The sequence below is a fragment of the Virgifigura deserti genome, assembly GCA_003576685.1.
Classification (GTDB): Bacteria; Pseudomonadota; Alphaproteobacteria; order Dongiales; family Dongiaceae; genus Virgifigura; species Virgifigura deserti.
Map to the genome: position 1 here is coordinate 1 of QOZR01000008.1, position 13,354 is coordinate 13,354.

Below are 13,354 nucleotides of genomic sequence, written 5' to 3' on the forward strand. Positions count from 1 at the left end.
TAGCCGGCACCGGCCAGGGTGGCGCCGCCCGTGGCCGGCGCAAGGGCCGCGGTCGACAGCGCGCCGAGGCCCGCCCCGGCGGCGCAGCCGAGGCTCGCCCCGGCGATGGTGTGCCGGTTCTGGTAAAGGACGGCGCCGCCCAGGATGATCGCCTGCTCGGCCATTGCCGCCAACGCGTCCGTGGTTTCTCGCGCTTCCGCGACCGCCTCATCCAACCGATCCGACCATCCCGCTTCGGCCGGTGCCGCAAACCCGAGGGTCGCCAGCATCGCAAGAAGGGAAAGCGGTTGCCGAAGCAGGAGCATGATGACCGATCTTATGGCGGAATGAGCCAGGGTGGTGCCAACGGACAGTTTGTCCGGAAGGAGACTGTCGGACCAGAAAAAACGATCGAAGACACCCAAGAGAGACAACGCCGTCTCTCCAGCCAAGTTCCCGCGAGGCGGTCGTGGCAGGGAGCCGGGGCGGGCTCGAAAACCCGCCCCGGCGGTCCTTACGCGTTCTTCGCCATCTCCGCGGCGGCGGAGCCCTGGCGCTTGCTCATGAAGTTCTTGGCCATCTCGACCGCCACGGCGGCGTCGCGGCAATAGGCGTCTGCGCCGATATTCTGGGCGAAGGCCTCGTTCAGCGGTGCCCCGCCGACCAGAACGACATGGTCGTTGCGGATGCCTTTCTCGACCATCGCGTCGATCACCACCTTCATGTAGGGCATGGTGGTGGTGAGCAGGGCCGACATGCCGAGGATGTCCGGCTGGTGCTCCTCGATCGCGGCCAGATATTTCTCGACCGGATTGTTGATGCCCAGGTCGATCACCTCGAAGCCGGCGCCCTCCATCATCATCGACACCAGATTCTTGCCGATGTCGTGGATGTCGCCTTTGACGGTGCCGATCACCATCTTGCCCATCTTCGGCGCGCCGGTTTCGGCGAGCAGCGGGCGCAGGATGAACATGCCGGCCTTCATCGCGTTCGCCGCCAGAAGCACCTCGGGCACGAACAGAATGCCGTCGCGGAAATCGATGCCGACGATCCGCATCCCCTCGACCAGTGCCTTGGTCAGCACGTCATAGGGTGTCCAGCCGCGTTCCAGCAGGATATTGACCCCCTCCTCGATCTCCTCCTTGAGGCCGTCATAGAGGTCGTCATGCATCTGCTGCACGAGTTCGTCGTCGCTCAATGAGCGAAGATCGAGATCGCCTTCTTCGTCCGCCATCGCGTTTACCTGCTGTCCAATATCCAACGCCGTGCCGCCAAAGGTTTCGGCCATTGCCGAACGCTAGTCAACGGCCTATCGGGCGCCGCGTGTCGGCGCGACATGAATTGACCGGCCAGCGACATGGTCCCCCGCCTTCTCCCGAATCCTTCATCCTCGTTTCATCTTTGGCGGCTCCCCGGTTCAATGCTATCACGACGGAAATGTTCCAACCGGGTGCCGGCGATGCCTCAAATCGAATCCTTTCTCATCACCCCCGGGTCCCTGACCCTGACCGTTCTGCGGGCGCTGGCGGAGGAGGATCGGCCGATCGCGGTCGATCCCGCCTGCTGGCCGGCGGTCGAGGATTCCTCCGACACGGTGCAGATGGTGCTGAAGGAGGGACGCACCGCCTATGGCGTCAATACCGGCTTCGGCAGCCTGGCGCGAACGCGGATCTCCGACAACGAGGTGGCCGAGCTGCAGCGCCGGCTGGTGCTCTCGCATTCCGCCGGCACCGGGCCGCTGCTGCCCGACCGGCTGGTGCGGATGATCCTGATCCTGAAGATCAACAGCCTGGCCCGCGGCTATTCCGGCATCCGCCGCGAGGTGATCGAGGCGCTGGTCGCGCTGGTGAACGCCGGCGCCTATCCGCTGATTCCGTCCAAGGGGTCGGTCGGCGCCTCGGGCGACCTGGCGCCGCTCGCCCATCTCTCGGCGGCGCTGATCGGCGTCGGCGAGATGCGCGTCGGCGGCCGGGTCCTGCCGGCGCGCGAGGGGCTGGCCCAGGCCGGGCTGGAGCCCGTCGCGCTCGCCGCGAAGGAAGGGCTGGCGCTGTTGAACGGCACCCAGGTCTCGACGGCGCTGGCGGCGGCCGGGCTGTTCGCGGCGGCCGACGTGTTCGCCGCCGCGCTCGCCGCCGGGGCGCTCAGCGTCGATGCGGCGCTCGGCAGCGACGTGCCCTTCGACGCCCGCATCCAGGCGGTCCGCGGCCAGCCGGGGCAGATCGCCGTCGCCGCCGCGCTCGCCGACCTGCTCGGCGACAGCGCGATCCGCCGCTCCCATCTCGACTGCGACCGGGTGCAGGACCCCTACAGCCTGCGCTGCCAGCCGCAGGTGATGGGCGCCTGCCTCGACATGCTGCGCTTCGCCGCCGGCACGATCGAGCGCGAGGCGAATGCCGTCTCCGACAATCCCCTGGTCTTCGCCGAGGCGGGCGACATCCTCTCCGGCGGCAACTTCCACGCCGAGCCGGTGGCGATGGCGGCCGACGTGATCGCGATCGCGCTGGCCGAGATCGGCTCGATTTCCGAGCGGCGCACGGCGCTCCTCACCGACCCGCGGATGAGCGGCCTGCCCGCCTTCCTGGTGCGCGAGCCCGGCCTCAATTCCGGCTTCATGATCGCCCAGGTGACGGCGGCGGCGCTGACCAGCGAAAACAAGACCCTGGCCCACCCGGCCAGCGTCGACAGCATCCCGACCTCCGCCAACCAGGAGGACCATGTCAGCATGGCGACCCACGCCGCGCGGCGCCTCATCGAGATGGCCGACAACGCCGCCGGCATCGTCGGCATCGAGCTAATGGCTGCGGCGCAGGGCGTCGACCTCCGCCAGCCGCTGAAGACCAGCCCGAAGCTGGAGCAGGCCATGGCGCTGCTGCGCCGCCGCGTCGCCTTCCTCGAAACCGACCGCGAGATGGCCCCAGACATCGCCGCCGCGAAGGCGCTAATCGCAGGGGGCGCGTTCCGGGATCTGGTGCCGCTCGCCGTCTTCGGCTGAGAGGCGGGAGGGGGCTCCGAAATCGGGAAATAACCCCGGCAAGAACCGTGGCTTCGGGGATTGCGAGCGAGCTTGGGCTTTCCGATCAACTGGATCGTTGATTCATCCTTACGGGATCGTTCGCACGGCAATCCGCGTTTTCGAGCAGCCAGCGACGAGCGGTCTCGACGCTCGCCCGGACAGCTGCCGGGCGGGGCGTTACGAGCCAGTACGACATCGCGGTCAGGCCGACCCCTTGAAGCGGGGCAATGAGCCGTCCGCTGCTAATTTCGTCTTCCGTCAGGATGTTGCTTTCGAGAATGACGCCAAGACCCTTTATGGCGGCCTCAATCGCGACATGGGAAGGGTCGAGCTGAATCGATCTCGCGATGGCACCATCAGGTTCGAACCCTTGCCGCTGCAACCAGTCTTCCCAAGACACGATATTAACCCTGGTTCTAATGAGGGTCTGTGAGAGCAAGTCCTGTCGAGATCGGATCGGTCCAGAGGTGACGAGGTTGGGGGCGCAGAGCGGCTGAACCGTCTCTTCGAGGAGCGGAATGGCCCGGGATTCCCATTTGCTCGCACCACCATACACGACCGCCAAATCAACATTGGCAGCATCGAGGCCAGGTCCTGCCTCTGCATTCACCCTGATATCGATCATCGGATGATCTGCAAGGAACTTCGATAGGCGTGGAAGCAGCCAGCGGCTCGCGAAGGAGGGTGGCGTGTGTATTCTGACGATATCTATTGGGCGGCCATGTCTATTTTTACTGGATATTTTTTCGGTCGCCTGCTTCAGCTTGCGGAAGCCCTCTCGAATATTGTCATAGTAATCCAGGCCGTCTTGGGAGAGCGAGACGCCTCGACCAACACGTTCAAAGAGCCGAACGCCGAGGCCTGCCTCCAAGATCCGGATCTGATGGCTCACGGCCGAAGGCGTGAGGCTCAGCTCCTCCGCCGCCTCGCGAAAACTTCCCAAGCGGGCCGCGGCCTCGAAGACCGCAATTGCCCGGAGCGGCAGAGATGATCCTGACATATGGCTCCTTGTCCAGGCAGGGCCGGGCAGTCAGGCCGGCGGACACGATCATAAAATGATGAATTCAGCTCACCAGTCCAGTGAGTTCTTTGCGCTTGTCCCACCTTCAAGAAGTCGGATCATCAAGGCGGGAAGACGATGCGTGCCTGTGTGGTCTTTCCCCTCTCCATGACCATTCGCCCATGGCCATTCACAAGGAGTCCGGATGAACGACGTCGCACCCAAGACCGACCAGGCATTCTGGACACGCGCGCGGCGCCATCTGCTGCGCTATGGATGCGATTTCACGTCGTTTGTGCCGGAACGAGCCGAGGGAGCGTTTCTGTATGACGCGAGCGGACGCCGGATGTTGGATTTCACCTCCGGCCAGATGAGCGCCATCCTGGGGCATTCCCATCCCGAGATCGTGGCGACGGTCCGGGACATGGCCGGGCGGCTCGACCATCTCTTCTCTTCGATGCTCTCGGCACCGGTGGTCGATCTGGCCGAGGCACTGGCCGAACTGGTGCCGAATCTTCCCAGGGTGATGCTGCTGTCCACCGGCGGCGAGGCGAACGAAGCCGCGATCCGGCTGGCCAAGCTGGTTACCGGCAAGTGGGAGGTCGTCGGCTTCACCCAATCATGGCATGGAATGACCGCGGCGGCGGCAGCGGCGACCTACAAGGCCGGACGACGTGGGCTCGGGCCGCTGGCGCCCGGCTCATTCGGGATTCCAGCGCCGAATTCTTATCGCCCCCGCTTCGCCGGCGTCGACTGGAAACAGGAGCTGGACGATGCGTTCGATCTGTTGGACCGTCAGAGCACAGGCAATCTGGCCGCCTTTATCGCCGAGCCGATCCTGAGCAGCGGCGGCGTGCTCGACTTGCCGTTGGGGTATCTGCGGGCATTGCAAGCGCATTGCCGGGCAAGAGGCATGCTGCTGATCCTGGACGAGGCGCAGACCGGTATCGGTCGCACCGGCATGATGTTCGCCTTCGAACGCGACGGCGTCGTGCCGGACATCCTGACCTTGTCGAAGACGCTCGGCGCGGGCCTGCCGCTCTCGGCGGTGATGACCTCCGATGCCATTTCGGCCGAAGCCGATGACCGAGGCTTTCTCTTCTACACGACCCATGTCAACGACCCGCTCCCCGCCGCGGTCGGGCTGAAGGTTCTGGAGATCGTGGTTCGTGATGGGCTGGCCGCGAGGGCGCAGACATTAGGCGCGCGGCTCGCGGCCGGGTTGCGGGGACTGCAGCAGCGCCATGGCTGTGTGGGTGACGTGCGTGGACGCGGACTGCTGTTGGGGCTCGAATTCACCCAGGCCGACGGGAAGGATGCGGCGGCGATTTCGGATGCGGTAACGAATGCAGCGCTTGAGCTTGGCTTGTCCGCCAACATCGTGCGGGTCGGCACTTCGGGTGGGACGATGCGCATCGCCCCGCCACTGACGGTCAGCGAGGCAGAGATCGATCTGGGTGTGGAGCTGCTGGATGCCGCGATCTCGCGGGTAATACCGGCGCAGCAATAATCCCTGATATTCGCTGGCTCGGCTGCCAACCGTCCGACCTTCTCCGCTAACTCCCCTGATAAAGCGCCAGCGCCTCCGGCATCAGGCTCTCGAGCTGAGCGATGCGGTCCTCCGGCCCCGGATGGGTTGAGAGGAAGTCCGGCGGGCGTTCGCCGGCGGTCGCCATGTTGCGCCAAAGTTCGACCGATTCGCGCGGGTCGTAGCCGGCCTCGGCCATGATGAGGAGGCCGTTCCGGTCGGCCTCCAGCTCCTGGTTGCGCGAATAGGGCAGGATCAGGCCATATTGCGCCCCGGCACCCAGCAGGGCGGCGACCTGGTTGGCATAGCCGATATTGCCGGCCTGGAGCGCCACGCTGATGAGCTGCAGCCCAACATCGGTCGCCGCCTGCGAGCTCAGCCGCTCGGCGGCGTGCTCGGCCTGGTTATGCGCGATCTCGTGGCCGATCACGGTCGCGAGCTGGTCCTCGTTTTCGGCATAGTCGAACAGCCCCTCAAAGACGCCGATCTTGTTGCCGGGCAGGGCGAAGGCGTTGGCCTCCGCGCCCTCGAAGACGACCATCTCCCAATTGTTCGGGTTTTCGCCGGCCGCCTGCAGAAGATTGCCGCCGACCTGCTGCAAGGTCTGCTGGTAAGCGCGGTTGTCGGAGGCCGGCGTCTCGCTCCGGATTCGCTCCCAGTTCTCGACGCCCATCTCCTCTACCTGCTCGTCCGAAACGAGGTTGAGGCCGAGCCCCGTCTGCCCGCCGGCGCAACCGGCGAGAACTGCGCCGCCGGTTCCGACCAGCACGAAAACGAAATCGCGGCGGCTCAGGGCCGAGGAGTTCGCGGCCCTGGGCGGGAGCGCGAGACCGCTCCGGACGGGCAGGATGCGATGCGGGCGGTGGTCGAGACACATGGTCGCTTTCGCCTTCTGCTGAAAGCCGGACAGCAGGACAGGCCCCAGGATCGGTAGGGGACACCATTCCAACGGCATGATCGTCAACGGCTCTTGGCGGAAAAGGGTTCCGCGCGGCCGATCCGCGGTTCTGACGGCCGAGTGCGCCAGATGCATCCCCAGACGCCTCCAAGGCGGCCTCAATGCTTGCCCGAAGGCCCCCGGACGCTTAATTACAGGGGACCCCGCCCCGAGGAATGGAGCCCCCTAGTCCGGTCGCCCGATGACAGAACTGACGCTTGCCCACGATTTGGCCTTCGAAGACCTCTACCGGCCCGACGGCCTCGCCCGTATCGACGGCCTGTTCCTCGACGCGCTCGGCGAGAGCGACGCCGATCTCAAGACGCGTCTTCTGGCGGCGCGCGATCGGCCCGGCGAGCTCGAGGCAAAGGCGGAGTCGGAGCTGTTGATCGCGGTCGCGCCGCATCTCGAGGATTTCGTCGGCGGCCTGTTCGGCATCCGGCGGGAGCTGCAGACCCTGGCGGAGCGGCATCACGCGCTGGCGCCGCTCTATGCCTGCAAGCGGCTGTTCGTCCAGCGCCGCGCCATGCGCGCCCACAAGCCGGACGAGGCGCGCGGCTTCGACGCCGCCGCGCTGGAGGCGGCCCTCACGGAGCGCCTCGGCGCGCCGTTCGGCGAGCTTGCCTTCGCGCGGGCGGTGATGGGCTGGCTCGAGGACGAGACCGCCAACGCCGAGAGCCTCCAGCTCGCTTCGCGCTATGCCGCCTGGGCACTGCTGACCGAGGACGGAAAGCGGCGCCATGGCGAGGGCGTGCTGTTCAAGGCGCCGCGCAAGACCGACCCGCTGAGCTTGGTGCCGGTCGAGACCGTCGCGCGGCATGACACGGCGATGCTGGCGCTGCCGGAGGATCATCTGCGCCGGCGCGAGGGCTTTCGGCTGACCGATGCGGGCGCGGACCTCACCCACGCCCTCGACCAAGCGAACTACTGCATCTTCTGCCATAACCAGGGCAAGGACTCCTGCTCCAAGGGCCTGCGCGAGAAGGACGGCGCCTTCAAGAAGAGCCCCTTCCAGGTCACGCTCGCCGGCTGTCCGCTCGAAGAGAAGATCTCGGAGATGCACACGCTGAAGGCGGAAGGGGTTCCGCTCGGCGCGCTGGCGATGGCAGTCGTCGACAACCCGATGGTGGCGGGGACGGGCCATCGGATCTGCAACGACTGCATGAAGGCCTGCATCTACCAGAAGCAAGAGCCGGTCGACATTCCGCAGGTCGAGACCCGTACGCTGAAGGACGTGCTGGAGCTGCCCTGGGGTTTCGAGATCTATGGGCTGCTGACCCGGTGGAATCCCCTGAACTTGCGCCATCCGATGGCGAAGCCGCCGAGCGGCCGCAAGGTTCTGGTGGCGGGCCTCGGGCCGGCCGGCTTCACGCTCGCCCATTACCTGCTGAATGACGGTCATGCGGTGGTCGCGGTGGACGGCCTCAAGATCGAGCCGCTGCCACCGGAGACCTCGGGCGTCGATCCGCTCGGTGCGCGCGTTCCCTTCCAGCCGATCCGCGACGTCTCTACGTTGTACGAGTCGCTCGACGAGCGGGCGATGGCCGGCTTCGGCGGCGTCGCCGAATACGGCATCACGGTACGCTGGGACAAGAATTTCCTGAAGATCATCCGGCTGCTGCTCGAGCGGCGCGAAAGCTTCGCCATGGTCGGCGGCGTGCGGTTCGGCGGGACGCTGACGGTCGATCAGGCTTTCGAAATGGGCTTCGACCATGTTGCGTTGGCGCTCGGCGCGGGCAAGCCGACGATCCTGTCGATGCCCGGTGCGCTCGCCCCCGGCGTCCGCATGGCCTCGGACTTCCTGATGGCGCTGCAGCTCACCGGCGCGGCGAAGACGGAATCGATCGCCAACCTCCAGCTTCGCCTGCCGGCGGTGGTGATCGGCGGCGGCCTGACCGCAATCGACACCGCGACCGAGGCGCTGGCCTATTATCCCGTGCAGGTCGAGAAGTTCCTGAAGCGCTATGAGCTGCTCGCGGCCGAGGGCGGCGACGCGCGCGTACGTCAGCGCTGGACCCCGGCCGAGGCGGCGATCGCCGACGAGTTCCTGGCGCATGCCCGGGCGATCCGCGCCGAACGGGCGGCGGCGGCGCGCGAAGGCCGCCCGGCCCGCATTCGCGAGCTGCTCGATGGCTGGGGCGGCGTGACGATCGCCTATCGCCGCCGGATGATCGATTCGCCGAGCTACACGCTGAATCACGAGGAGGTCGACAAGGCGCTGCAGGAGGGCATCCGCTTCGCAGAGCGGCTGACTCCGGTGGAGATCGAGACCGATGCGTTCGGCCATGCCGAGGCGATCCGCCTCTCCCGCGCGGGCGAAGACGGCGCGGCGCCGGAGGTCGTGCGGCTTCCGGCGCGGGCAGTCCTCGTCGCCGCGGGGACGCGGCCGAACACCGTGCTGGCGCGCGAGGACCCCGACAACATCCGGCTCGACGGCAACTATTTCCGTGCGGTCGACGAGACCGGCGCGCCGGCGACGCCCGATCGCGTCGCCAAACCCTCCACGGCGGACGTGCTGCAGGACGTCCGGCCCGACGGTCGCGCCGTCAGCTTCTTCGGCGACCTGCACCCCTCCTTTGCCGGTAATGTCGTGAAGGCGATGGGCAGCGCCAAGCAGGGCTGGCCGGTGGTGTCGCGGGCGATTGCGCGGCTGGCGCGGCCGGCGTCCGATGAGGATGCCGCGACCTTCATCGCCCGGCTGAACGGCGCGCTCAGGCCGCGGGTGCATGCGGTGAACCGCCTTACCCCGACGATCGTCGAGGTGGTGGTACGGGCGCCGCAGGCGGCGCGAAACTTTGCGCCGGGCGAGTTCTACCGGCTGCAGAACTACGAGACGCTGGCGGCCCGTATCGACGGCACGACGCTGGCGATGGAAGGGCTGGCGATGACCGGTGCCTGGGTCGATGTCGAGCGCGGCCTGATCAGCACGATCGCGCTGGAGATGGGTGGATCGTCGGACCTCTGCGCGCTGCTGAAGCCGGGCGAGCCGGTGGTGCTGATGGGGCCGACCGGCGCGCCGACCGAAATCCCGAAGGGCGAGACGGTGCTGCTCGCCGGCGGCGGGCTCGGCAACGCCGTCCTGTTCTCGATCGGCCGAGCCCTGCGCGCCGCTGGCTCGCGGGTGCTTTATTTCGCCGGCTATCGGCGGGTGCGCGACCGCTACAAGGTCGAGGAGATCGAGGCGGCCGCCGACGTCATTGTCTGGACCTGCGACGAGGCGCCGGGCTTCGCGCCTGGCCGGCCGCAGGACAGCAGCTTCACCGGCAACATCGTCGAGGCCATGGTTGCCTATCAACGGGGTGAGCTTGGCGAGCGGCCGATCGACCTCGGCCAAGTCGACCGGATCATCGCGATCGGCTCCGACGGCATGATGGCGGCGGTGGCGCGCGCCCGCCACGACGTGCTGAAGGACTGGCTGAAGCCCCGGCACCGGGCGATCGGCTCCATCAACTCGCCGATGCAATGCATGATGAAGGAGATCTGCGCCCAGTGCCTGCAGCGGCATGTCGATCCGCTGACCGGCGAGGAGACGGTCGTCTTCTCCTGCTTCAATCAGGACCAGCCGCTCGACGAGGTGGACTTCGGCAATCTGCGCGACCGGCTGAGCCAGAACGGCGCCCAGGAAAAGTTGACCGCCGCCTGGATCGATCGCTGTCTCGTCAGGCTCAACCTTCGCGGGGCGGCTGCGGAGTAGGTTCCGGTACGGCTACGACGTCGCTTCCGCTCCCGCAGGACAGGCCGGGGTCACAGCCGATCAGGTTCTCGAAGCGGATGCCGGCGCGCCTCCACGCATGAAACGCCATCGTGATCGGAAGAAAATCGACATGGCGCCTACGCTGAACATCATCATCGCTAGTACGTGACCGCGCCGTGTCGGTGTCCCGGTGGGGGCATGGTTTCACGAAGTCGCAAAGGCCCATGGCGACTTCGATGCCGAACTCGTGGACCTCGCCGCGTTCGCTCTGCCGATCTATGACGGACCCCTACATCCCAGGCTGTAGAAATACGAGCACGAGCACACCAAGCGCTGGAGCGCGAGCGTCGATGCTGCGGATGCATATGTTTTCGTCACACCCGAATATAATCACGGCCCGACGCCTGCCTTGATTAACGCCCTCGACTACGTCTACAGCGAGTGGAACTACAAGCCTGCCGCCTTCGTCAGCTACGGCGGTATCTCCGGCGGCATGCGCGCGGTGCAGACGACGAAACCGACACTGACCACGCTGAAGATGATGCCGATCCTGGAGGCCGTGACCATTCCCATGGTCGCGCAGCATCTGAAGGATGGCGCTTTCGTGCCGAACGAGGTTCACACCACAAGCGCGAACGACCTTCTGAACGAACTCGCCCGTTGGGCCGAGGCTTTGAGGCCGCTCCGCGCCCCGGAGACTGTTTAAGGTCAGGACTCATTGACCGAGCCAAAAGATATCGGTTGCCGCGGTGCAGATAGCGCTGAAGAAGGTGTGGGCGCAGCGGTCGAAGATGCCCATGCGGGACCAGCGAACGAACCGCTTGTAGAGCGTCTTGTGGGGGCCATAGACCGCGGGCGCATCCCGCCATCGCAGCCCATTCCGGATCACATGGACTATCCCGCTGACCACACGCCGGTCGTCCACGGGCGGAATGCCACGTGTCCGCGGGAAAAGGGTTCAATGCGCTTAGCCGAGCCTTGGTCAGCCAGAATTGATCGGACATCGGCAGGTCCTCCTGCCGCACTTGAATCACGATGTCACCCCAGATGGAATCTGAGTTTGCCAAGGTCTGCTATGCGGACAAAGCTGACGCTCAGCAGCAGCAGGAACGCATCCTCTGAGCTGTATTTGAACTGACCGCGAGGATTATCTCGAGCATGGGGTGTCGGAATCTCCTTTAGCTAATCGTCTTCAAGACAGACAAGCTATGGAGAACAACAATGACTATTACCATTACCGCCTTTGAACGCTCGCCCGATGGCGGCAAGGGTCTGGCGCGTGACATGCGCGTTCGCTGGGCGCTCGAAGAAGTGGGCCAGCCTTACGACGTTCGTCTTCTTTCGTTCAAAGCGATGAAGGAACCCGCGCATGTCGCGCTTCATCCTTTCGGGCAGATTCCGACCTATGAAGAAGGCGATCTCGCCCTGTTCGAGTCGGGGGCGATCGTGTTCCACATCGCGGAGCGCCATGCGGGCCTGCTGCCAGACGATGCGAATGCCCGGGCGCGCGCGATCACATGGATGTTTGCCGCGCTCACCACGATGGAGCCGCCGATCTTCGACCGCGACCTAGCCAAGGTCCTCGAGCGCGACGAGCCTTGGTACGAGCGGCGCCTGCGTGTCCTCGAGGACAGCATCCGGAAACGGCTGGGCGACCTTTCCCGTCGCCTTGGCGATGCCGACTGGCTCGACGGTGCGTTCAGCGCCGGTGACCTGCTGATGGTGACGGTGCTGCTCAGGTTGAAAGGATCGGGTATACTGGACGAATATCCGAACCTCTCCGCCTATGTCGTCCGCGGCGAAGCGCGGCCCGCATACAAGCGTGCTTTCGACGCTCAATTGGCGGTTTTCACCGCGGCATCGACCGGCTGACAAAGGCCGCTCTGGGCTCGAAGCCGTCATCCGAGTCTTTCGCTCGGTTTATGGGTCCTGACCCTAGATAAATCGGCTCTGATCCCGGTCGGGGACCGGCTGGGAGAGGCCGCGGCTACAAGTCTTTTCCATCGAACGGGATCGGCGTGAGCGCGGCGATGTCCACATCGTCGAGGCAGCGGACGTTGATGGCGGCCATTTCCGCGCCGTTGGGAGCGGTCCCTCGGGCGAAGGACTCGACGCCACAGGCCGAGCAGAACAGGTGGTGGATAGTCTTCCGGCCGAACTGATAATCGACCAGATTCTCCTGTCCTGACAGGAGTGCGAACTGCTCGGCCCCCACGAAGGTCAGCAGCAGGCCCCGCTTCCTGCAGATCGAACAATTGCACGAGATGACCTGCTTCAGATCGGTCGTCGCCTCATAGCGAACCGCCCCGCAGTGGCAGCCGCCCCTATATGTCTTGCTGTCCGGCATGTTGTCCTCCTCCTGCTGGTTATCTCCGCAGTTCGTTCAAGATTCAATAAAGCTAAATATTGGCCGGGCTATGTCAGTCCCATGCGGCGCCGCGCTGTCGCAAATGAGCGACCAACCGTCGCGGGCAAAAGAGCCTGAAATTCGGCCGCGGCGCTCCTATGTCTCGTACGATGTCGCCGACGGATCGGCGCCATAAGATTGTTTCGAGGCCTGTTGACCGGCACCTGAGATGGACCAAGCACACTCCACCCTGCTGATCGCCTGTGGCGCCCTGGCGCGGGAGATTCTCGCGCTGATCGAGACGCATGGCTGGAGCCAGATGGCGGTCACCTGCCTGCCGGCGAAGTTCCATAACATGCCGGCCAAGATCCCGGAGGCGGTGCGGGGGAAGATCCGCGAGAACCGCGACCGCTATGACCGCATCCTGGTGGTCTATGGCGATTGCGGGACCGGCGGCCTGCTGGACGCGGTGCTCGAGGAGGAGGGCGTCGAGCGGATTCCCGGGCCTCATTGCTACCAGTTCTATACCGGCACCGCCGATTTCGAGGCGCTGGCCGATGCCGACCCGACCTGCTTCTTCCTGACCGACTATCTGGTCCGCCATTTCGACCGACTGATCATCGAGGGCTTGGCCCTCGATCGGCATCCGGAGCTGCGCGACGATTATTTCGGCAATTACACGAAGCTCGTCTATCTGGCGCAGATCGAGGAGCCGGAGCTGTATCGCCAGGCCGAGGCCGCTGCGGCCAGGCTCGGCCTCGCCTTCGAATATCGCCTTACCGGCTATGGCGAGCTGGCCTCCTTCATGGCCGACAACGCCAATGCCGGGGCCGAACACCCGTCAGGAGAGTCGTAG

Annotated in this window: 9 protein-coding genes and 3 pseudogenes; 6 read left to right on the forward strand and 6 right to left on the reverse strand. The window is 65.5% G+C overall.

Going from position 1 to position 13,354, the window contains the following annotated elements; genetic code table 11:
• Both DT069_RS14495 and DT069_RS14500 read right to left on the reverse strand, forming a co-directional pair.
• Window positions 1-305 (reverse strand): annotated as a pseudogene (locus DT069_RS14495) (hypothetical protein); the annotation flags it as partial.
• 188 nt (window positions 306-493) lie between these two features.
• Window positions 494-1,213, reverse strand: a complete 720-nt coding sequence (locus tag DT069_RS14500) for a corrinoid protein (RefSeq protein ID WP_119461256.1) — start codon at window positions 1,211-1,213, stop codon at window positions 494-496.
• A 225-nt stretch (window positions 1,214-1,438) separates the two neighbouring features.
• On the opposite strand from DT069_RS14500, the gene hutH reads away from it, so the two are divergent.
• Entirely contained in the window at window positions 1,439-2,971 is a 1,533-nt protein-coding gene (hutH, locus tag DT069_RS14505) for a histidine ammonia-lyase (protein ID WP_119461044.1), read from the forward strand.
• Between the two features lie 85 nt (window positions 2,972-3,056).
• Here hutH and DT069_RS14510 read toward each other — a convergent pair whose 3' ends face one another.
• Window positions 3,057-3,992: a LysR substrate-binding domain-containing protein gene (locus DT069_RS14510; protein ID WP_119461045.1), complete on the reverse strand. Its 936-nt coding sequence runs from the start codon at window positions 3,990-3,992 to the stop codon at window positions 3,057-3,059.
• Between the two features lie 205 nt (window positions 3,993-4,197).
• Here DT069_RS14510 and DT069_RS14515 point away from each other — a divergent pair, with 205 nt between their 5' ends.
• Window positions 4,198-5,502, forward strand: coding sequence for an aspartate aminotransferase family protein (locus tag DT069_RS14515; RefSeq protein WP_119461046.1), 1,305 nt, complete (start codon window positions 4,198-4,200; stop codon window positions 5,500-5,502).
• Between the two features lie 46 nt (window positions 5,503-5,548).
• Here the strand turns inward: DT069_RS14515 and DT069_RS14520 are convergent, their stop codons facing one another.
• Window positions 5,549-6,553: a M48 family metallopeptidase gene (locus tag DT069_RS14520; protein ID WP_425450246.1), complete on the reverse strand. Its 1,005-nt coding sequence runs from the start codon at window positions 6,551-6,553 to the stop codon at window positions 5,549-5,551.
• Between the two features lie 106 nt (window positions 6,554-6,659).
• Between DT069_RS14520 and DT069_RS14525 the strand changes: the two genes are divergently transcribed.
• Both DT069_RS14525 and DT069_RS14530 read left to right on the forward strand, forming a co-directional pair.
• Entirely contained in the window at window positions 6,660-10,151 is a 3,492-nt protein-coding gene (locus tag DT069_RS14525; RefSeq protein WP_119461047.1) for an FAD-dependent oxidoreductase, read from the forward strand.
• A gap of 322 nt (window positions 10,152-10,473) precedes the next feature.
• Window positions 10,474-10,857 (forward strand): annotated as a pseudogene (locus tag DT069_RS14530) (NADPH-dependent FMN reductase); the annotation flags it as partial.
• 75 nt (window positions 10,858-10,932) lie between these two features.
• Here the strand turns inward: DT069_RS14530 and DT069_RS14535 are convergent.
• Window positions 10,933-11,155: pseudogene (locus tag DT069_RS14535) on the reverse strand (transposase); the annotation flags it as partial.
• Window positions 11,156-11,372: 217 nt separating this feature from the next.
• Between DT069_RS14535 and DT069_RS14540 the strand changes: the two are divergent.
• Complete coding sequence (locus tag DT069_RS14540) at window positions 11,373-12,023, forward strand: glutathione S-transferase family protein (RefSeq protein WP_119461048.1); 651 nt, start codon at window positions 11,373-11,375, stop codon at window positions 12,021-12,023.
• 115 nt (window positions 12,024-12,138) lie between these two features.
• Here DT069_RS14540 and DT069_RS14545 read toward each other — a convergent pair whose 3' ends face one another.
• Window positions 12,139-12,498 carry a GFA family protein gene (locus DT069_RS14545; protein WP_119461049.1) on the reverse strand — a complete coding sequence of 120 codons (360 nt, stop codon included), beginning with the start codon at window positions 12,496-12,498 and terminating at the stop codon, window positions 12,139-12,141.
• 229 nt (window positions 12,499-12,727) lie between these two features.
• On the opposite strand from DT069_RS14545, the gene DT069_RS14550 reads away from it, so the two are divergent.
• Window positions 12,728-13,354 (forward strand): DUF1638 domain-containing protein, encoded by a 627-nt coding sequence (locus DT069_RS14550; protein ID WP_119461050.1) that lies wholly within the window; start codon window positions 12,728-12,730, stop codon window positions 13,352-13,354.